The sequence below is a fragment of the Rubrobacter marinus genome (assembly GCF_011492965.1).
Taxonomy (GTDB): Bacteria; Actinomycetota; Rubrobacteria; order Rubrobacterales; family Rubrobacteraceae; genus Rubrobacter_F; species Rubrobacter_F marinus.
In genome coordinates, this window is sequence record NZ_CP045121.1 from 4,053,711 (window position 1) to 4,073,615 (window position 19,905).

Annotated in this window: 16 protein-coding genes and 2 pseudogenes; 9 read left to right on the top strand and 9 right to left on the bottom strand. The window is 68.6% G+C overall.

The window, feature by feature from the left end; translation table 11 throughout:
• Nucleotides 1-171 precede the first annotated feature (171 nt).
• Entirely contained in the window at nt 172-1,248 is a 1,077-nt protein-coding gene (locus tag GBA65_RS20790; RefSeq protein WP_207955994.1) for an NAD(P)H-dependent flavin oxidoreductase, read from the top strand.
• Nucleotides 1,249-1,749, top strand: a complete 501-nt coding sequence (gene rraA, locus GBA65_RS20795; RefSeq protein ID WP_166398167.1) for a ribonuclease E activity regulator RraA — start codon at nt 1,249-1,251, stop codon at nt 1,747-1,749.
• A gap of 16 nt (nt 1,750-1,765) precedes the next feature.
• On the opposite strand, the gene GBA65_RS20800 is transcribed toward rraA, so the two are convergent.
• Nucleotides 1,766-2,404 carry a class I SAM-dependent methyltransferase gene (locus GBA65_RS20800; protein WP_166398168.1) on the bottom strand — a complete coding sequence of 213 codons (639 nt, stop codon included), beginning with the start codon at nt 2,402-2,404 and terminating at the stop codon, nt 1,766-1,768.
• Complete coding sequence (locus GBA65_RS20805) at nt 2,401-3,291, bottom strand: metallophosphoesterase (RefSeq protein WP_166398169.1); 891 nt, start codon at nt 3,289-3,291, stop codon at nt 2,401-2,403. Before GBA65_RS20805 ends, GBA65_RS20800 begins: the two co-directional genes overlap by 4 nt.
• Before the next feature lie 186 nt (nt 3,292-3,477).
• Between GBA65_RS20805 and GBA65_RS20810 the strand changes: the two genes are divergently transcribed.
• The 3 genes from GBA65_RS20810 to darG all read left to right on the top strand — a co-directional run bounded on the left by GBA65_RS20810 (nt 3,478) and on the right by darG (nt 8,948).
• Entirely contained in the window at nt 3,478-7,164 is a 3,687-nt protein-coding gene (locus GBA65_RS20810; protein ID WP_166398170.1) for an Eco57I restriction-modification methylase domain-containing protein, read from the top strand.
• Entirely contained in the window at nt 7,128-7,817 is a 690-nt protein-coding gene (gene darT / locus GBA65_RS20815; protein ID WP_166398171.1) for a type II toxin-antitoxin system toxin DNA ADP-ribosyl transferase DarT, read from the top strand. The genes GBA65_RS20810 and darT overlap by 37 nt, the downstream gene beginning before the upstream one ends.
• A 78-nt stretch (nt 7,818-7,895) precedes the next feature.
• Nucleotides 7,896-8,948, top strand: a complete 1,053-nt coding sequence (gene darG / locus GBA65_RS20820; RefSeq protein WP_166398172.1) for a type II toxin-antitoxin system antitoxin DNA ADP-ribosyl glycohydrolase DarG — start codon at nt 7,896-7,898, stop codon at nt 8,946-8,948.
• Nucleotides 8,949-9,129: 181 nt separating this feature from the next.
• Here the strand turns inward: darG and GBA65_RS20825 are convergent, their stop codons facing one another.
• Both GBA65_RS20825 and GBA65_RS20830 read right to left on the bottom strand, forming a co-directional pair.
• A complete protein-coding gene (locus GBA65_RS20825) occupies nt 9,130-9,402 on the bottom strand; it encodes an HU family DNA-binding protein (protein WP_407691028.1) in 273 nt (90 codons plus the stop codon).
• Between the two features lie 239 nt (nt 9,403-9,641).
• On the bottom strand, nt 9,642-9,962 hold the full coding sequence (locus tag GBA65_RS20830; RefSeq protein ID WP_166398173.1) for a hypothetical protein: 321 nt from the start codon (nt 9,960-9,962) through the stop codon (nt 9,642-9,644).
• Nucleotides 9,963-10,107: 145 nt separating this feature from the next.
• Here GBA65_RS20830 and GBA65_RS24780 point away from each other — a divergent pair, with 145 nt between their 5' ends.
• Nucleotides 10,108-10,911 carry an LPXTG cell wall anchor domain-containing protein gene (locus GBA65_RS24780; protein WP_228281537.1) on the top strand — a complete coding sequence of 268 codons (804 nt, stop codon included), beginning with the start codon at nt 10,108-10,110 and terminating at the stop codon, nt 10,909-10,911.
• Between the two features lie 77 nt (nt 10,912-10,988).
• Here GBA65_RS24780 and GBA65_RS20840 read toward each other — a convergent pair whose 3' ends face one another.
• The gene (locus GBA65_RS20840) at nt 10,989-11,450 is read right to left on the bottom strand and encodes a universal stress protein (RefSeq protein ID WP_166398174.1); all 462 of its coding nucleotides are present in this window, start codon (nt 11,448-11,450) and stop codon (nt 10,989-10,991) included.
• Nucleotides 11,451-11,840: 390 nt separating this feature from the next.
• Here GBA65_RS20840 and GBA65_RS20845 point away from each other — a divergent pair, with 390 nt between their 5' ends.
• Nucleotides 11,841-13,244 (top strand): cytochrome P450, encoded by a 1,404-nt coding sequence (locus GBA65_RS20845; RefSeq protein WP_166398175.1) that lies wholly within the window; start codon nt 11,841-11,843, stop codon nt 13,242-13,244.
• 234 nt (nt 13,245-13,478) lie between these two features.
• Nucleotides 13,479-14,831: pseudogene (locus GBA65_RS26930) on the top strand (MFS transporter).
• Between the two features lie 7 nt (nt 14,832-14,838).
• On the opposite strand, the gene GBA65_RS20855 reads toward GBA65_RS26930, so the two are convergent.
• From GBA65_RS20855 to GBA65_RS20870, 4 genes are read right to left on the bottom strand one after another with little or no spacing between them, the layout of a single operon-like run.
• Nucleotides 14,839-16,632 (bottom strand): glycoside hydrolase family 15 protein, encoded by a 1,794-nt coding sequence (locus GBA65_RS20855; protein WP_166398176.1) that lies wholly within the window; start codon nt 16,630-16,632, stop codon nt 14,839-14,841.
• A gap of 9 nt (nt 16,633-16,641) precedes the next feature.
• The gene (locus GBA65_RS20860; protein WP_207955998.1) at nt 16,642-17,142 is read right to left on the bottom strand and encodes a vitamin K epoxide reductase family protein; all 501 of its coding nucleotides are present in this window, start codon (nt 17,140-17,142) and stop codon (nt 16,642-16,644) included.
• On the bottom strand, nt 17,139-18,128 hold the full coding sequence (locus GBA65_RS20865) for an SDR family oxidoreductase (RefSeq protein WP_207955999.1): 990 nt from the start codon (nt 18,126-18,128) through the stop codon (nt 17,139-17,141). Before GBA65_RS20865 ends, GBA65_RS20860 begins: the two co-directional genes overlap by 4 nt.
• A gap of 10 nt (nt 18,129-18,138) precedes the next feature.
• Nucleotides 18,139-18,681, bottom strand: a complete 543-nt coding sequence (locus tag GBA65_RS20870) for a DUF1360 domain-containing protein (protein ID WP_166398177.1) — start codon at nt 18,679-18,681, stop codon at nt 18,139-18,141.
• Nucleotides 18,682-18,954: 273 nt separating this feature from the next.
• Here GBA65_RS20870 and GBA65_RS20875 point away from each other — a divergent pair.
• Nucleotides 18,955-19,850 (top strand): annotated as a pseudogene (locus tag GBA65_RS20875) (SDR family oxidoreductase).
• Nucleotides 19,851-19,905: the final 55 nt, after the last annotated feature.

Sequence of the window (19,905 nt, forward strand, 5' to 3'; positions counted from 1 at the left end):
TTTGTTGCAAGCTAGGCCGCTTGTAACAAACTACTACATTGAGTATCACACGGGTCACAATGGGCCGCAAGCGCCGGGTTCGCCGGAGGGCGTTTCGCGGGCGGGGTTCGGCCGTCGCGCGGGGCGTTGTCTAGAATGCGGGGTCGAGCGAGGTTCGGGCGGGAGGCAGGTTTGGAGACGAGGATCACGCGGTTGTTGGGGATCGAGCATCCGGTCGTACAGGCCGGGATGGCGGGCGGGCCGACGACGCCCCGGCTCGTCGCGGCCGTCTCCGAGGCCGGGGGTCTGGGGACGCTGGGTGCGGCTTACATGACGCCGGCGGCGATCCGGTCGGCGGTGGAGGGGATCCGGGCGCTCACGCGCAAACCTTTCGCGGTGAACCTGTTCGTACCGGAGCCGTTCGACCCCTCGCTGTACGACCCGCAGGAGATCGGGGCTTCGCTCGCCCGCTACCGCGAGGAGCTCGGGGTCGAGGCGCCCGGAGAGCTCTCCTACGTACAGTCCTTCGAGGACCAGCTCGCGGTCGTGCTGGAGGAGCGGGTGCCCGTCTTCAGCTTCACCTTCGGGGTGCCGGAGGGGCCGCATCTCGACGCGTTGCGAGAGGCCGGGATCGTGACGGCCGGGACGGCGACGACCGTGCGGGAGGCGCTGGCGGTTGAGGCGGCTGGAGTGGACGCGGTCACCGCGCAGGGGGCGGAGGCCGGGGGGCACAGGGGGACCTTCCTCGGCCCGTACGAGGGTGGGCTCGTCGGGACGATGGCGCTCGTGCCGCAGGTCGCGGACGCGGTGGAGATTCCGGTGCTGGCGGCCGGCGGGATCATGGACGGACGAGGCCTCGCGGCGGCGCTCGCGCTCGGGGCCGACGGGGCACAGATGGGGACGGCCTTTCTCGCCTGCCCCGAAAGCGGGGCGCAAGAAGGGTACAAGCGGGTCCTGCTCTCCGCGACCGAGGAGGAGACGACCGTCACCCGCGCCTTCTCCGGCAAGGCGGCCCGGGGCCTCAAGAACCGCTTCACCGAGGAGATGGAGGGGGCCGAAGTGGCGGCTTACCCCGTGCAGAACGCCCACACCAGGGATATAAGGGCGGCGGCGGCCAAGGCGGACCGGACGGAGTTTATGTCGCTGTGGTCCGGACAGGCCCCACGCCTCGCCCGTCCCGTGCCGGCGGCCGAGGTGGTCGAGCGGACGGTGGCCGTGGCGTCGAAGTTGGTGTCGAACCGGAATCCAGAACGAGGATCGGGGGCTTAGGTGGAGGAGACGAGGGGGTTCGCGACGACGGATCTCTGCGACGAGTTCGGCGAGGAGGCGCGGGTGGCGGAGCCGGTGTTCTGGGACTACGGCGGGGCCGCGGCGTTCTGCGGCCCCGTCTCCACCGTCCGGGTCTTCGAGGACAACGTGCTCGTGCGCGAGGCGCTCGAGGAGAACGGGCGCGGCCGGGTGCTCGTCGTGGACGGCGGCGGGTCGACGAGGTGCGCCCTGGTAGGGGGCAACCTCGCGGCGCTCGCCGGGGAGAACGGCTGGGCGGGGATCGTCGTCCACGGCTGCGTCCGCGACTCGGCGGAGATCACCTTCCTCCCCATCGGGGTGAAGGCCCTGAACACCTCGCCAAGAAAGAGCGCCAAGGAGGGGATCGGCGAGCGAGACGAGCCGGTGGCCTTCGCGGGGGTCGAGATCTCGCCCGGCGAGTACCTCTACTCCGACGAGGACGGCGTCATCATCGCGGACCGCGACCTGCTCGCCGGGGCATAGGGCCCGAAGCTAGCGTCTAGCGGGCAGGCTTCCGCAGCACGACGAGCCGGAAGAAGCCGCCGAGGGCGAGGTGCTCGTCGGAGACGACCTCGAGGTGCGGCGCGCCGGCCAGGATCTCCGAGAATCGCCGGTCGATATGAGTGGCGAGGCCCCCGAGGACCCGGCTCGCCAGGCGCACGGGGGCGGGCCTGCCCCTCCCCTCGGGCCAGAACTTGTCCACGACGACGAGCGGGGCGCCAGGCTTCGCGACGCGGGCGGCCTCGGCGAGGACGCGCGGGCCGTCGGCGGCGACGGTGACGATCAGGGGCAGGTAGACGGCGTCGAAGCTCTCGTCCGGAAGGTCCAGGGCCTGCGCGTCCATCTTGCGGAGCTCGAAGTTCGGCATCCCCAGCTCCCCTTTGCGGGCGCGGGCGCGGCGGAGCATCCCGTCGCTGAGGTCGACTCCGAGGCCGCGCGCGTCTCGCGGCAGGTGCGGCAGGTCGAGCCCGCTCCCGACGCCGGCGAGGAGCAACCGACCTTCGGGCCGGAGCCCCAGGGCGGCGACGGCCTGCTCCCGGGCGCGGCCGGAGACGGGGGCGATGACCGCGTCGTAGAGCGGCCCCACCCGATCGTAGACCCTGAGGTTGGACTGCGCCGGCGGAGGAAGCTTGCTCATCTCTGTTGGCCGCCTTTCGGGGAGCGGAGGGTGAGGACGGAGACCTCGGGCCGGCAGTTCGCGCGGAGACGGGAGAGCACCGTGCCGAGCCCCCGGCTGGTGTAGGCGTACATCCCCCTGGTCTCGTACAGGCCGTCCCCGTACGGACGAGAGTGGCGCGGGTAGATCGGGGCGCCGAGGATCGGGAACCGCACCTGCCCGCCGTGAGAGTGTCCGGAGAGCTGCAGATCGAAGCGGCCGGTGGCGGCGCTCGAGAGGGCGAAGGCGGGCTCGTGCGCGAGGAGCACGGCGGCGCCTTCCCCGGGCAGGCCATCCAGAACGGCCCCGAGCCGGTCTCGGCCCATGTACAAGCTGTCCACACCGGCGACGTGGAGCGCGGAGGGGCCGCGCCGCACCGTACGCACCTCGTTCGCAAGCTCGACGATGCCGGCTCTGCGGAGGTGGGGGCGCACCCGCCCGGCGCCGGCCCGGTGGTCGTGGTTGCCGAGGACGGCCACGACGCCGTCGGGGGCGCGGAGACCCTCGAGGGGCTCGACGAGGAGCGGCGCCAGGGGGACGGTCGAGGAGAGGGGGGAGTACGTCACGAAGTCGCCGGTCGCGGCGACGAGGTCCGGCTTCTGCTCGTTCACGAGGCCGACGATCTCCGTCAGGCGCCCCGGGGTCATCCAGCGGTCCATGTGTACGTCGCTCATGTGCACGACCCGGTACCCGTCGAACTCGGGGGCGAGGCGCGGCAGGGTGAGCTCCAGCCGGCGGACCGCGACCCACTGGGGCTCGACGTAACGCGCGTAGAGGAAGGCACCCGCGAGGAGCGCCGCGCCGGCAGTTCGCAGGGAGAGGCGTAGAGGCGTCGTGCCTCCGGTAGGTTCGTTTCTCCTGCGTCGCATCCGGCTATTCTAGACCGGCGTTCTACGCGGCGCGGCATGGATGCGTGGGCGCGTAGTATGGGACCGTACTAAACTCTGGTCATGCTTACGACCGACCCGCGAGAGGCGCGGCCGCATCGCAACCACGGGCTCTTCTCGGATCACTACCTGGATGAAGCTCTACCGGACAGCCAGGACTGGCATGCCTTGCTCGGCGAAGCCACCGCCGTCATGCAGAAGGTCCGGGGCGTCTCTGAGAGTTACGCCCCCAAGACGGGCGAGAAGGAGGCTCAGACGGAGCACGCCTGGGTGCGGCCCGTGCTGGAAGCCCTGGGGCACGACGCCTTCGAGGTGCAGCCGTCGCTCAAGGTCCCGGGGAGCACGCAGACGCCCGACTACGTGCTTTATCCGAGCGCCGCCGCTCGGGACGCGGCCGGCGGCAAGGTGCTCGACGAAGACGCGGTGCGAGCCGCCGGGGCTTACGCCGTCGGCGACGCGAAGCGCTGGGACCGTCCGCTGGACGTCGCGCTCAAGGAGGGCAAGGACCCCTTCGACAACAGGAACCCCTCGTACCAGATCTCCTTCTACATGCAACACTCGGGCGTCGAGTGGGGCATCCTGACCAACGGCAGGCTCTGGCGCCTGTACCACAGGGAGAGTGCCTACAAGCTCGACCGCTTCTACGAGGCGGACCTGCCCGCGCTCCTCGAAGGCAACGACCCGGAGGCGTTCCTGTACTTCTACGCCTTCTTCCGACGGGCGGCGTTCGACGAGGGCGCCCCGCTCTCGGCTAAAGAGGTATTGCGGGGGAGCGTCGAGTACTCGCTGGGCGTCGGCGACGCGCTGAAGGGCCAGGTCTACGAGGCCCTCAGGCATCTGGCGCAGGGCTTCCTGGATCACCCGCGCAACGGTCTCTCGACGGACGAGAAGACGCTCGCCGAGGTCCAGGACAACGCCCTGATCCTGCTGTACCGGCTGCTCTTCGTCCTCTACGCCGAGGCGCGCGACCTGTTGCCGGTGCGCGCCAACACCCAGTACCGCGAGTACTACGGCCTCTACGCGATCAAGCACGACGCAGCGAGCGGCATCGAGAGCGGGCGGCCGCTCCTGCCCGGGGGCGCGACCCTCTGGTACCGCCTCAAGGAGCTTTTCGGGATCATCGACGCGGGGAGCCCGCCGCTTGGGGTGGCGACGTTCAACGGCGGCCTCTTCGACCCCGAACGCCACCCGTTCCTGGAGTCGTGCGTCGTCGGCGACGCGCACCTCAGGGCGGCCGTGGACCGGCTCGCGCGCGTCGGGGGCAGGTTCGTGGACTACCGCGACCTCGCCGAGCGCCACCTCGGTACGATCTACGAGGGCCTGCTGGAGTACCACCTCGAAGGGATTCCGCCCGAGGACGGCTGGACGGTCGCCCTGGTGAACGAGAGCGGCGAACGCAAGGCCACCGGCAGCTACTACACCCCCGACTACGTCGTGAAGTACATCGTCGAGGCGACGGTCGGCCCGGTGCTGGAGGAGGCGGTCGCGGGCGCGAAGGGCGACCGGGAGAAGGTAGAGGCCGTCCTCGCGCTCAACGTGCTGGACCCCGCGATGGGCAGCGGCCACTTTCTCGTCGAGGTCACCGAGTACATCGCCCGCTTCCTCGTGGAGCTCGGCGTCGCGCGGGATGGGGATGCCGGGGTGGACGCGGAGACGGACGCAGAGGCGGAGCTTCAGTTCTGGAAGCGGCGGGTGGCGCAGTCCTGCGTCTACGGGGTGGACCTGAACCCGCTGGCCGTGGAGCTCGCCAAGCTCAGCCTCTGGCTCGCGACGGTGGCGAGGGATCGCCCGCTCTCGTTCCTCGACCACCACCTCCGCTGCGGGAACTCCCTGGTGGGCGCCGACGTCTCGGTGCTCGCGCCCGTCGGGGGCAAGGGAGGCAGGAAGAAGGCGAAGAAGGTGGACGACGCCCAGCTCTCGATGCTGGAGGACGACGCCTTCCGGCGCAGCGTGAGCACGGCCGTCGGGAGCATGTGGCTTATCGAGGAGAGCCCGGCGGATACCGCCGAGGAGGTCAAGGAGCAGGAGAAGCTCTACGCGCGCCTCCGCGAGAGCCTGACGCGCCGCTACGCCCGCCTCGCCGACCTCTCGACCGCGACCTCCTTCGGCGTCGAGGTGGACGGCTCGATGTGGCGCCCGCTCGCCGACTACGCCTCCGGCCGAGTCGCCTACGCCCCGCCGCGCTTCGACGAGTGGCTCGACGCGGCCGGGAGCGCGGCGCGCGAGCGGCGCTTCTTCCACTGGGAGCTGGAGTTCCCCGAGGTCTTCTTCGACCGGCAGGGACGACCCCTGGGGGAAGGCGCGGGCTTCGACGCCGTCGTCGGGAACCCGCCCTACGTGCGCCAGGAGGCGCTAGGGCCCTTCAAGCCGTACCTCGCCCGGGCCTACCCGGAGACCTACCACGGGGTCGCGGACCTGTACGTGTACTTCTACGAGCAGGGCTTGAGGCGGCTGCGCGTGGGGGGCCGGATGTCCTACATCGTCACCAACAAGTGGCTCAGGGCGGGCTACGGCGAGCCCCTGCGGGGGTTCTTCTCCCGGAGCGGCGCCCTGGAGGAGATCGTGGACTTCGGACACGCCCCGATCTTCCCGGACGCCGACGTCTTCCCGTGCATCGTCGTCCTGAAGAGGCAAGCAGCAGGGGATGGCAGCGCGGAGGAGACGGCGCGGGTGGTCGAGTTCCCCCGCGAGGCGCTGAACAAGGTAGACCTCGCCACCTACGTCGAGGAGCATGCCCACCGCGTGCCGAAGAAGCGCTTCGGCAGCTCCGCCTGGAGCCTCGAAGCCTCCGCCGTCAGCGACCTGATGGAGAAGATCCGGGAGAGGGGCATCCCCCTCGCCGAGTACGCCGGGGTGAAGCCGTATCGAGGGGTCCTAACCGGCCTCAACGAGGCGTTCCTGATCGACACGGCGACGAAGGACAGGCTCGTGCGGGAGGACCCGCGCTCGGCGGAGGTCATCAAGCCGTACCTGCGCGGCCAGGACATAAAGCGCTGGTCGCCCGAGTGGCGGGGTCTGTGGATCGTCGTCCTCAAATCGAGCGGAGACCACGCCTGGCCGTGGAGCGGTACCGATAACGCCGAAGAAGTCTTCCAGAGAACTTACCCCGCGCTCCACTCTCATATGAAGCCGTTGGAGGAGAAGCTCCGCAAGCGCAAGGACAAGGGACGCTACTGGTGGGAGCTCAGGTCCTGCGCCTACTACGACGCTTTCGAGAGGCCGAAGATTATGTACCAGGAGATCCAATTCCACTCGCAGTACGGCCTGGATACTAGCGGCTTGCTGACCAACAACAAGGGCTTCTTCCTATCCTCGAACAACCTTTGGATTCCGGCCGTGCTCAACTCGCCGCTCATGTGGTGGCATAACTGGCGACATTTGCCTCACATGAAAGACGAGGCGTTGAGCCCAGTAGGTGTGCTTATGGAAAAGCTTCCTATTGCCTCGCCCACGGATAAAACGCGGGCGGAGGCTGAGGACGCAGTGGGGCGTCTGGTCTCTATTACGCGCTCGGAGCAGGAGGCGCGGCGCGACTTGCTGGACTGGTTGCGGGTCGAGTACGGGGTGGAGAAGCCGGGCGGGAAGCTGGAGGACTACGCTCGCCTAGAACCCGACGCCTTCGTCGCGGAGGTCCGCAAGCGCCGACCGAAGAGCGAAGGTCCCCTAACCCCGGCCAGGCTGAAGGCCTTGCGCGCCGGTTACGAGGAGACCGCCGAGCCGGTGAGGGAGGGACGCACTGAGGCCGCACGGCTGGAGGCCCGCCTCTCGGAGCTCGTCAACGCCGCCTACGGCCTCACCACCGAGGAGGTGGACCTGTTGTGGTCCACGGCTCCTCCGAGGATGCCGCGCTTCTAGTGTTGGGAGGTAGATTAGACACACCCATCTACCACTTCACGCACGCGAAGAACCTCCCCGCGATTCTGCCCGCAGGCCGCCTTCGTTGCAAAGCCCGACTCCCGAACGGCGACCAGTTGGTGAACGTCTCTCACGATAACATCCAGGAGAGGCGTCGGAACAAGCAGGTCGATTGCGAGCCCGGAAGCATACTACACGACTATGTACCCTTCTACTTTGCCACCCGCTCGCCGATGATGTATGTGATCTCTAAGGGCGGAGTAGAGGGCTACGACAGCAATACCATGCCTTTGATCTACCTGGTCTCCAGCGTTCGGCGCGTTCAGGAAGAAGCCTTGAAGTTCGTATTCTCTGACGGACACCCAGTCGTCAAACTATCGCGGTTCTACAACAATCTGAATGATTTAGACAAGGTCGACTGGCAGGTAATGGGCTCAACCATGTGGACCGATACCGAGGCATACCCCGACAGGAGGCGCCGTCGGCAGGCCGAGTTCCTGGTACATGATTCCTTCCCATGGAGCGCGGTAGAGTTTCTAGCTGTCAGGCACACGGAGGTCAAGCGTAGGCTGGACGACCATCTAGCCAGGGAGTGGCCCGACCTTGCAAGGCCCGTCAGAGTGGCCCCTGGCTGGTACTACCCGTCAGGGTAGCTCTGGTGTAGCCGAGGCCCCTAGCTTCTGTATAATGACATTGTGTTGCGTAAAGAAACAATGGGTAGCGACGAGGGCATGATCGAGTATCGCCGCGACAACCTGCTGGAGGCCGACGCGGAGGCCCTGGTCAATACGGTGAACACCGTGGGGGTCATGGGCAAGGGAATAGCCTTGCAGTTCAAAAAGAAGTTTAAAGAGAACTTCAAGGCTTACGAACGAGCTTACAAGAGGGGCGAGGTCGAGATCGGCAAGATGTTCACATTTCCTATGAACAGGCTGACCAACCCGCGCTACATCATCAATTTCCCGACCAAGCAGCACTGGCGAGAGAAATCGCGCTTGGAGTACGTGCGTGAGGGGCTCGATGACCTGCTGCGCGAGATAAAGCGCTTGGACATAAGCTCTGTAGCCATTCCTCCCCTGGGTTGCGGCAACGGCGGGCTCGATTGGGAGACCGAGGTGCGCCCGCTGATCCAGGAAGCCTTCGCCCACGCGCCAGGGGTTCGCGCGTACGTATACGAGCCTTCCGTCACGTCCGGTCCCGTCGCTATCAGCACGGAAGGGCCTAAGCCAGATCTCACCCCGGCACGGGCCGTCATGTTGGATCTGATCGCGGCTTACAAGGCTTCCCACTATACGGTGGGGCGGCTCGTGGCCCAGAAGCTGGCCTACTTTGCACAGGTAGCGGGCGAAGATTCCCTGAGCCTTGAATTCAAGACGGGTAAGTTTGGTCCCTACGCAGACGAGCTCAGGTTCCTGCTTCAGACGCTGGAAGGGCATTACATAACCGGTCTCGGCGGTATGAGCGGCAGGTCCGAGATCGAGTTGCTACCCGGGGCGGAGCGGGAGGCAGAGGATTACCTGCGGGATCATCCCGATACTGAGGGTCACTTGGAGAGGGTCGCAGCGCTTATAGAGGGTTTCGAGACCCCTTACGGTATGGAGCTTCTAGCGACTGTTCATTGGGCGGTCGCACATAAAGGCGCTACGACGTTTGAGGAGGCCTTGCGAATAGTGCAAGACTGGAGCCCCCGCAAGGGCGACCTGTTTGGCGAGGAACACGTTGCTGTCGCGTGGGAGCACCTCGAAGAAGCGGGCTGGATGCCCACACGCTCGGTTGTCCGTTAGCAGAGCAAACGGCACTCTACGGGGTTTCTAAAGTCGGTTCGCCGAGCCTCAAATCTCGTTTACAGATGCAACGGAGCGACCACTTGCTCTAACGTCCTACCTGCTCTATCCAATATCAGTGGGACAACGGTCTTTAAGAGAGGCCGCGAGGAGAAGGGCCCACCCGAGCGGGCCCTTCTCCTTAGATGTAGGGGTGCCGCCTAGAGGGCCTCCTTGAAGGCGTTGCCCGCGCTGAACGCGGGGACTTGCTCGCCGGGATCTGCATCTTCTTCCCGGTCTGCGGGTTTCTCCCCTCCCGGGCCTTGCGCTCCTGCACGTAGAACTTGCCGAAGCCCGTGATCTGGACCTCTCCGCCTCCCTTGAGCGTCTCGGTGATTATCTCCTCGAACGCCTCGAAGTGCCTCTGGGCCTCGGCCTTGGGCGCATCGGTCCGCTCGGCGAGCTTCTCGATCAACTCCGTCTTGTTCACGCCTCTCCTCTCGCTCGTCGTGCCCCGCTCTCGCGGGACCCTGCTCTCACGTCCCTACACTTGTACCGGACGGAGCGGCGTCTCCAAACCCTCGATTCGGTTCGAGGCAGCATTTCGGGACGAGACCCACGCGGACGCCGGCTCGAAGCACGGGGGTCGCCGGGCGGGGAATCGAAGGGTCGGCTCCAGCGTGCGTGCCGTATCGGGCCGCGAGGCCCGTGGCCTCAGGACGTGCCCTCGGGGTTCGCCGCCAGGAGACGCACGACGAGGTGCAGCCTCTCGACCTCGCGGCGGGCGTGGCCGTGGTCCAGCTCGGCGCGGTCCCTCGCCTCCTTCAGGGCGCGGTGCTCGTCGGTGTCGAGCATCCCTTCGAGGTAGAGGTTCGCGGTGCGCTCGTTCTTCGCCTCCAGCAGGGCCTCGGCGTTGTCCACGCGCACCCTGCGTACGTACTCGGAGAGCTCGCGATCCGCCTCTGCCAGTCCTTCGGATGCGGCGGAGAGCTTCGTGTACGCCTCGTTTATCTCCCGCATCAGCCCCTCGGTCATGTCCTGTTCCTCTCCGGATTCGATGTCCTCTCCCCTGGAACCTTCTACAAAGAACGTCCTTTCTGCAACCGCGTCTCTATGCCACAATTAACTCATGGGGCGCCGAGACCGGTGCGGGCGCCCGGGGTTTGGGGAAGGGAGCGATATGTCCAACAGGTTGATGGTCCTGGCGGCGCTGCTGGGCGTGGTCCTCGTGGCCATCGGGGTCTCAGCGGCGTTCGCGCAGGAGGGGCAACAGTACCCGCGACAGTACTCCGGGGAAGAGGTCGTCGTCACGGGGGTGGTCGAGGACTTCGGTACGGCGGTGGAGGGCGCGACGCAGTACGGCCTGCGCGACGAGGCGACGAGCGGAGTGTACTACCTCGCCGGCGACTTCGATTTCGCGGCGCTGCTGGGGCAACGGGTCACCGCCTACGGCACGACGGAGGTCGTGATCAGGTCCGTCGTGCTCAACGTGAGCAAGATCGAGCCCGCGGGCGGGTGCGACGCCCCGAACGCCAGCCCCGAGTTGTGCCCGCCGAATACGGTCACGGCGACCTTCGCGCTGGCGGTCGAGTGCGAGCCCCCGGCGGAGACCGGGTTCTCCGCGAGCGTCGGCGAGGCACCGTCGGCGGTCGGGGCGCTCCTGGACGGGGACGGCGACGGGGTGTTCACCACGAGCCTGCCGGTGGAACGGGGCACGGTGCAGGGCGCCCGCATAGACCGGCTCGACCCGATAAGCGACGAGCCCCAGGCCCCGCTCGTGGCGACCACCATCGAGGACTTCGGGCCCGTCCTCTTCGACGAGGACAAGACCTTCGAGGCCAGCATCTCCTTCTGCGACGGGGACGGCGGCTCCGGCGGGGGTCCGGGGACCCTCCCGGCCACGGGCGGCGTCTCGCCGATCGCGGTCCTCGCCGGCGCGCTGCTCCTCGCCGGAGGCTTGCTGGCCCGCAGGATCTCCCGCTAGCGATATCCCACCTCGCGGCTAGGGGCCCGGGTACTCTCCCGGGCCCCTCGGCCGGCTGGATCTCCGTCGGGAGCTCCTCAGTGGCGCACCACCATGACCGGGCAGTGGGCGTGGCGGACGACGGAGTCGGAGACGCTGCCCATGAGGGCGCGCCTGAGGCCGCCGAGGCCGCGGCTGCCCATGACGATCAGGCCGGCCCCGATCTCGTCGGCCAGGTGCACGATAGCCTGGTCCCGCCGCTCGTCGGTCTTGAGGTGGGCCTCCGCCACGCGCCCCCCGGCCCTCTCTACCTTCTCGACCTGCTCGTCGAGGATGTGCTGGGCGTCCTGCCTGACCGCCCGCATCGCCTCCTCGTAGGTCTCGTAGTGGAAGCTGCCCTCGTGCGTCGCGTACACCGGGTCGGGGGCACCCGGTGCGGCGGTGATGAGGTGGAGCTCGGAGTCGGTGCTGTTGGCCAGGTCTACCGCCGTCGTGAGCGCCAGCTCCGCATCGGCGGAGCCGTCGGTTGCTAGCAGGATCTTTGCCGGAAAGATGCTCATCCCTGACCTCCCGTCTCGCCGGTTTTTGCTGTGCCTATTGTATCATTTAGCCTGCAACCGGTCGACGGACAGGGAAGCAGGATCGGCGCCTCTTCGGCTTCTTTGTGGTGAATTCGAACGGTGCCATAAGTAGGTTCTTGTTCCCTACTCAACCTACAAGCAGCTCGAAGGAGACGAAGACGTCGAGCTTCTGGGCTGGCGCTCCGCAGAGGAGGCGCAGGAGATCATCGCCCGGTGCGCGCGCTAAAGCGCCGGGCGCTCCGTTCTGGACGCCTCCACGCCTTGCGGTATGCTGGTCTCGTGCATCCTCGCGGCTTCGGCAACGCGACGTCGCCTGCGGGCTCCAGGCCGTTGCGGCGGGGGTCGTAGGGACGGTAGAAGGAGGTTTTGGTGGGCTCGGGGTACAGCGGTACGGCGACGAGGCCGGTCCCTTATCTGCGCGGGACCTTCCCGTTCGGCTGCGCAAGGGAGATGCGCGCCGACCCGCTCGGCCTGCTGCTCAGGGCGCGGGCGGACCTCGGAGACCTCGTCAAGATGCACCTCGGGCCCTACCCCATCTACATGCTCTTCCGTCCGGAGCACGTCGAGCACGTGCTCCAGAAGAACCCCGCAAACTACCTCAAGGACGGCTACGAGCACCTCGAACCGATGGTTGGGCACGGCCTCATCTCCAGCGAGGGGGAGCTGTGGCGCAGGCAGCGGCGCCTGATCCAGCCGGCCTTCCACAAGAAGCGCCTCGACGGGATGGCCCGCACCATGACGGACGCGACGGAGGCCACGCTCGACCGCTGGCGCGAACGCTTGAGGGCGGGGGACGACGTTCTGGACGCCAACGCGGAGATGTCGCGGCTGACGCTGGAGATCGTGGGCCGCGCGCTCTTCGGCTCCGCCCTCGGCGGGGAGGCGAGCAGGGGCGAGGAGGCCCTCTCGCTGGTGTTCCGCCTCGGCTTCGACAGGGCGGGCAGGTTCCTCCAGATCCCCTTCGGCGTCCCCACCCCCAAGAACCTGCGCTACCGCAGGGGCATCCGCGACATGGACGAGATCGTGCGCTCGATGCTCGAAGCCCGCCGCGACGCCGGCCCCTCGAACGGCGAAGACCCGATGGGCGGCGACCTGCTCGACATGCTCCTCGCGGCCCACGAGACGGGGAACGGAGAGGGCATCTCCGAGAAGCAGCTCAGGGACGAGGTGCTGACGATCATGGGCGCCGGCTACGAGACGACGGCCCGCACCCTCTGCTGGACGTTCTACCTCCTCGACCGCCACCCGGAGGCCGCCCGAGGGCTCCGCGACGAGCTCGGACATATCCTCGGCGGGCGCACGCCGACCGTCGAGGACCTGCCCCGACTCCCCTACACCAGGATGGTCCTCCAGGAGTCCATGCGCCTCTTCCCGCCGGTCTGGGGCCTCTCCCGACGCCTCAAGGAGACCGACCGGGTCGACGGGGCCCGCATCCCGAGGGGCAACCGCGTGATCATCAGCGCCTACGTCACCCACCGACACCCCGACCTGTGGCCCGAGCCGGAGCGGTTCGACCCGGAGCGCTTTCGCGACGCCACCCTCATGGACCGCCCGCCGCGCGACATGCCGCGCTACGCCTACTTCCCGTTCAGCGGCGGCCCCCGCGGGTGCGTGGGCGTCAACTTCGCCGCCATGGAGGCCGCGCTGGTGCTCGCCACGGTCGCCCAGTCCTTCACGCTCTCCGTGGCCCCCGGCCACCACATAAAGCCCGAACCCAGCTTCACCCTGAGGCCCAGCAACGGCCTGCCGGTGAAGCTGCACGAGATAGCGTAGGCGCCGAAAGAGCGTACGGCACCCCTTCCGCCAACGGCCCGGGCGGAGCCCCGGCACCACGCGCACCCGGTGACCACCATCACCGCCGCCTTGTCCGACCGTGATACACTATGATTATGTTTGTTACAAATAGCCTGGATTGTAACATTTTCGTGTAGCAAGCGGAGGGGCGGGAGTTGCAAGCGCTCTGCGGCGTCGAGGTTCTGGTCAGGGGGTAGGGTCTTGCGGGGTTCGTTGGGTTTGGAGGAGCGGTTGGACGCGCAGCCCGTGGGGCCGGGGCACCGGCGGGTGACGCTGCTCTCGGGGCTCGGGTGGATGTTCGACGCGATGGACATCGGGTTGCTCTCGTTCGTGCTGGTGGCGCTGGCGAGCGAGTGGGGGCTCTCGCAGGGGCAGGTGGGGGCGGCGATCAGCGTCGGGTTGTTCGGGATGTTCGTCGGGGCGGCGGCGTCCGGGGTGCTCGCCGACAGGTACGGTCGGCGGGCCGTCCTGATCTCGACGCTCCTCGTGTATTCGGTGGCGACGGGGCTCACGGCGCTCGCCTGGGGTACGGGGTGTTGCTCCTCCTGCGGTTCGTGACGGGGCTCGGGCTCGGGGGGGAGCTGCCCGTGGCGAGCACGCTCGTCGCCGAGGTGGCGCCGGCCAAGAAGAGGGGCCGGATGCTCGTGCTCCTGGAGAGTTTCTGGGCGTACGGCTGGATCCTGGCCGCCGTGATCGGCTACCTCGTGATCCCGGAGTACGGATGGCGGGTGGCCTTCCTTATCGGCGCCCTGCCCGCCCTCTACGCCCTCGTCCTCAGGCGCCGCCTCCCGGAATCTCCCCGCTATCTTCTCCGCAAGGGCCGCCACGCCGAGGCGCGGGAGGCCGCGGCGTCCTTGGGCGTCGAGTACGACGGGACGGACGAGGACCGGCGCGACGTCGCGCCCTCCGGGGGCGGCACGGGGCTCGGGCTCCTGTGGTCGGCGCCTTACGCCCGGCGGACGGCGATGCTGTGGGTCTTGTGGTTCGGGATGGTCTTCTCGTACTACGGCATCTTCACCTGGCTGCCGCAGATTCTCGCCACCTCCGCCGGCTACGGGCTCGTGCGGTCCTTCGAGTTCGTGCTGCTCATAACGCTCGCCCAGATCCCCGGCTACTTTAGTGCCGCGTACTTCGTCGAGCGGTGGGGCCGCAAGGCCACGCTGGTTACCTACCTGCTCGGGAGCGCCGCGGCGGCCCTCGCCTTCGGCCTCCGGGGCCTCGGGGCGGACGCGGCGCCCGTCGAGCTCGTGCTGTGGGGCTCGCTCGTCTCGTTCTTCAACCTCGGGGCGTGGGGGTGCTCTACGGGTACACCCCGAGCTCTACCCTACGGCCGCGCGCGGCTCGGGGGCGGGCTGGGCGGCCGGGGTCGGCCGTATCGGCGGGATCGTAGGTCCGTACCTCGTCGGCCTCATGCTAGGCGGCGGGACGTTCGGGCCCGGGGCCGTCTTCGTCGTCTTCGCCGCCGTCCTGCTCGTCATCGCCCTCGACGTGCTGGTCCTCGGCGAGGAGACGATGGGGCGGACCCTCGACGAGATCTCCGGGGAGGCGAGAGCCGGGGCTTCTTAGGCGAGGGTCACTCGACCCCGGCCTGGGAGAGGCGCCAAGCGGCGTTTACGAGGCCGACGTGCGAGAAGGCCTGGGGGAAGTTGCCCCGCAGCTCTCCGGTCCGCGCGTCGGCCTGCTCGGCGAGGAGCCCGAGGTCGTTGGCGCGGGCGCCGGTCCTCTCGAAGAGCTCGACGGCGTCTTCGATCCTCCCGGAGCGGGCGAGGCACTCGACGAGCCAGTACGTGCAGAGGAGGAAGCCGTTCGGGTCCCCGGCCCAGCGGTGGACGAGGCCGTCGGGGGCGAGCTCGTCCTGTATCTTGCGGATCGTGGCCTCCATGCGCTCGTCCTCGGCGGGCAGGAAGCCGACCAGCGGCATCAGGAGGACGGAGGCGTCGAGCCGCTCGGAGCCGAAGGCGCCCGTGTAGGCGCCCGCCCCCTCGTTCCAGCCCTCCTCCAGGATGGCCCGGCGGACCTCCTCGCGGGCCCCCTTCCAGCGGCTCACATCCGCCTCTTCCCCGAGGCGCGGGGCGAGTTTTACGGCCCGGTCCAGGGCCACCCAGCACATGAGCTTCGAGGAGAGGTAGTGGCGCTGTGCGTCCCGCGCCTCCCACATCCCCGAGTCCGGCTCCCGCCAGCCCCCGGCGGCCCCGTCGGCGAGGACGCGGAGCAGGCGGGCCGTCGCGGGGTCGAACTCCTCGCCGAGCCCGTCCCGCAGGAGGTAGGCGGCGTCTAGTACCTCCCCGTAGACGTCGAGCTGGCTCTGGGACCAGGCATCGTTGCCGACCCGCACGGGCCCACTGCCCCGGAAGCCCTCCAGATGCCCGAGGAGGTGCTCGGTCAGGTCGCGCTCCCCCTCGACGCCGTACATGATCTGGAGCTGCCCGCTCGGGCAGCCGCCGCCGGCGCGGTCTATCCAGTAGAAGAACCACTCGGCCTCGTCAGGGCACGCCGCGACCCACAGCGCCCTCAGGACGAGGCTCAGGTCGCGCAGCCAGGCGTAGCGGTAGTCCCAGTTGTCCTCGCCGCCCTCCACCGCCGGCAGCGAGGTGGTCGGGGCGGCGACGATGCCCCCGCTCGGGACGTACGTCAGCGCCTGAAGGACGAGGGCGCTCCGGTGTACCTCGCTTTTGTACGGCCCCTCGTAGCCCTTGTGCATCCCGGACCACGAGGCCCATCCCTCCCGGGCGTTCTCGAGCGCGGCCCCGACGTCGGGCGCGGGCGGCTCCCCGATCCGTCCGGCCGCCCTCCCGTACGCGAGGGCGAAGTCCACGCTCTCCCCGGCCCGCACGACGAAGCGTCCCCCGGCCTCCGTCCCGGCGACGTCGAGCGGACGCCCGGCGAAGAGGTGCAGCTCCGTCGGTCCGGCGCGGGCTACGATCCTCGTACCCCCATCCGGAGCCCGCAGGAGCGGCCGCGTCAGGCCGTACTCCAGGCGCGGCACGAACTCGACCTCCACCTCGACCTCGCCCTCCAGGCCCTCGATCCGGCGCAGGAGGACGTGCGGGGAACGACGCCCGATCTCGTGCCCCCGCGCCCCCTCCTCCAGCGCCAGCGCGTCGGTGAGGGCGGCCCTCCCTCCCCCGGCGCTGAACTCGGTGCGCAGCACCATCCCGTCTTCGAGGTAGGCGCGCTCGGACTCGAAGGCCCCCGTGGGACGGATGGACCAGTGTCCGCCCCCCTCGTCGAGGAGGCGGGCGAAGACGGAGGGGGCGTCGAAGCGGGGCGGGCAGTACCAGTCCACCGAGCCGTCCCTGCCGACGAGCGCCGCCGTCTGGCAGTCGGAGAGGAGGCCGTAATCCCCTACGGAACGGTCGCGGTCCAACCGTCCCGCCTAGCCGCTTCTGAGGGCGCGGAGGGCGGCGCGGGCCTCGGGGAGGACGAGCGGGACCGTCGCGAAGGTCGCGCCTGCGGCGACCAGGCAGTAGGAGCAGAGGGCGCGGTGTTTGGTGATCTGGTCGACCGTCAGCTTGCCGGCCTGCAGCGCGTCGAAGGCGACCTTGGCGGCGAGGGCGAGCGGGATGAGGGGGTGCTCCTCCGCCCGGTCCCGGCCGCCCATCGCGGCGAGGCCTAGAGTTGCCGCGTAGCTGCCGAGCCCGATGGGGCCGTCGGGCGTCTGGAACAGGGCGTAGGCCTCCTCCGAGGCATCGACCTTGTCGGAGTCGAAGACGGAGAGGGGCGGGTCGGGCAGGTGCTTTATCACGCCGAGCTGGTACAGCGAGATCACGCCCATCGATCCCGCCGCCACGAGCGCGAGGCGCGCTATCTTCCGCCGGCGCTCCAGATATTCCCCGGAGCCCCTGCGCAACTGCTCGCTGAGCTCCTCCGGTCTCAAGCCTTCCTCCTCGCCGCGGCGAGCGCCGCGCCCGCGAGGCCGGCACCGGCAAGGGCCAGCCACCGGCGGTTCTTTGTGGCCCAGAGCTGCGGGCTGCTGCCGTACGCCTCGTCGTCGAAGACACCGTGTGCGCCGTGGTCGCCGGGGACCGGCTCGTAGAGGTTGTCGGGGCGGTCGGGGCCGACGGGGTCTCCGGTCTGCTGCCCGTCGTAGCCCGTGAGGGCGAGGTAGAGGTCCGCCGCCCACGGCGCCACCTTGTTGCCGAGGATCGTCATGACGGAGGACGCGCCCACGTAGACCTCGCGCCGGCGCTGGTGCGCGGCCCAGAAGATCGCCTCGGCGGCGACCTCGGGCTGGTAGATCGGGGGTACCGGCTGCGGATGGTAGGGGAGCTTCGTCCTCGACCACCCGAACTGCGGGGTGTTCAGCGCCGGAAGCTGCACCATGGTGACGTGCACCCCGCTCCCGTCGTGCTTGAGCTCGGCGCGCAGGGAGTCCGTGAAGCCCCTGATGGCGAACTTCGCCCCGCAGTACGAGGACTGCAGCGGGATGGCCCGGTACGAGAGGGCCGAGCCGACCTGGACGATCGTGCCGCGGTCGCGCGGCAGCATCCTCTTGAGGGCCGCCATCGTCCCGTATGCGTAGCCGAGGTACGTCACCTCCGTGGCCCTTCGGAACTCCTCGGCCGTGAGGTCCTTGAAGGGAGCGAAGACCACCGTCATCGCGTTGTTGACCCAGACGTCTATGGGCCCGAGCTCCTCCTCGACGCGCGCCGCCGCTCTCTCCACGGCCCCGGCGTCGGCGACGTCCACGGGCAGGACGAGGGCCCGTCCGCCCAGGGACTCCACCTCCTCCCTGGCGCCCTCCAGACCGTCCGTGCCGCGCGCGAGCAGGGCGACGCTCGCGCCGCGCTCGGCGAAGGCCCGCACGGTCGCGCGCCCGACCCCGGCCGAGGCCCCGGTGACGACGACTACCTCGCTGGGCACGGTCGGTCCCCTACGCCCTGTTCTTGAGGGCTTTGTACGACTGGTGGAGGTGATCCGAGAGGGTCACGACGGCGAAGATGCTCGCGATGAGGCGCGTAACGGCCGGGGAGAAGACCAGGCCGTAGGTGAAGAAGGAGGCGATCCACTGCCCCATGCAGAACTTGCAGGTGACGAGCTCGCCGATCGAGCGCCGGAAGCCCGTGCCCCGGGGCTCCTCGTCGACGCTCTTCGGGCTCTCCTTCTCCTGGAGCTCGGTGAACGGGGCGCGGATAAAGCTGGTCACGGCGTCGTTGGCGATCAGGTCGCTCAGCTTGTGCGTCGCGACCCCGAGCAGCACGATGTCTCTCGTCCCCACGCCCCGTTCCGGCAACCGCCGCCCCGTGCCCTTCGTAAGCAGCACGAAGACCGCGAAGATCAGGTTGAAGACGCCCGCGAGGACGGTGTAGGACTGCAGGGGCTGCTCCCCGTTGTCGTAGCCCTCGAAGACACCGTGCCGCGCCTGCCCGTCGCGCGTGCCGTCGGTGACCCCCTGCTGCGTCTGCTCGTCGCTCATCTAAGCACCTTCCTACCCATTACGAAGCGGGCTCGTGGGCCCGAACCGGATTCTTCAGGAAACAGCAAAATACCCTCAGCAGGCCATTCTAATCTCGCGGGCGTGGACGGAATGCTCTCGCCGAGTCCCGGCGCGCACGGGGCCACGCCGCGTGCATATTTCGGGCCAGTTTGCGGGCGTGGAGCACCGGGCAAGTGCTGCATACGCCGGGCAGCCCGACGAGAGAGGGCCCGCGAACACCGGTGGATCTTCGCAGACGAAAGGGAGAGGAAGATGTCAGACCAGTTTACGCAGCAGGACCCGAGGACGCAGTACCAGCAGCCGCAGTACCCCGAGCAGGACCAGATGGACAGGCACCCCGGCACCGAGGGGGAGATGCAGCCCAGGCCCGACCACGGCGAGGAGACCTACCGCGGCACCGGCAGGCTCACCGGCAAGAAGGCGATCATCACCGGCGGCGACTCCGGGATCGGCAAGGCCGTGGCGCTCGCGTTCGCCCGCGAGGGGGCGGACGTCCTGATCTCCTACCTCTCTGAGGAGGAGGTGGACGCCCAGGAGACGGTCGAGATCGTCGAGGCGGCGGGCAGAAAAGCCGTGAAGATGCCCGGCGACATCCAGGACGAGGCCCAGTGCCAGGCCATAATCCAGAAGGCCGTCGACGAGTTCGGGGGATCGACGTCCTCGTCAACAACGCCGCCCACCAGATGACCGTCAGCGGCATCTCCGACATCTCCACCGAGCTTCTGGACCGCACCTTCAAGACCAACATCTACGCCATGTTCTGGCTCACGAAGGCGGCGATTCCGCACATGAGGCCGGGCGGCAGCATAATCAACACGTGCTCCATCCAGGCCTACCAGCCCTCGCCGACCCTCCTCCCATACGCCTCGACGAAGGGCGCGATCATCTCGTTCACCAAGGGTCTGGCGATGGAGGTCGCGCAGTACGGGCTCAGGGCCAACTCCGTCGCCCCCGGCCCGGTGTGGACCCCGATCATCCCGGCCTCCATGCCCGGCGAGACGGTCTCCCAATTCGGCGGCACGAACCCCATGGGCCGCCCCGCACAGCCCGCCGAGCTCGCACCCCCCTTCGTCTTCCTCGCCTCCCAGGAGTCCAGCTACGTCAACGGCGAGACCCTGGGCGTCACGGGCGGTCAGCCGCTCCCGTAGAGCAACCTCGACCTGGATCAGCACGGACCGGGCCCCGCGTCGAAGTACGACGCGG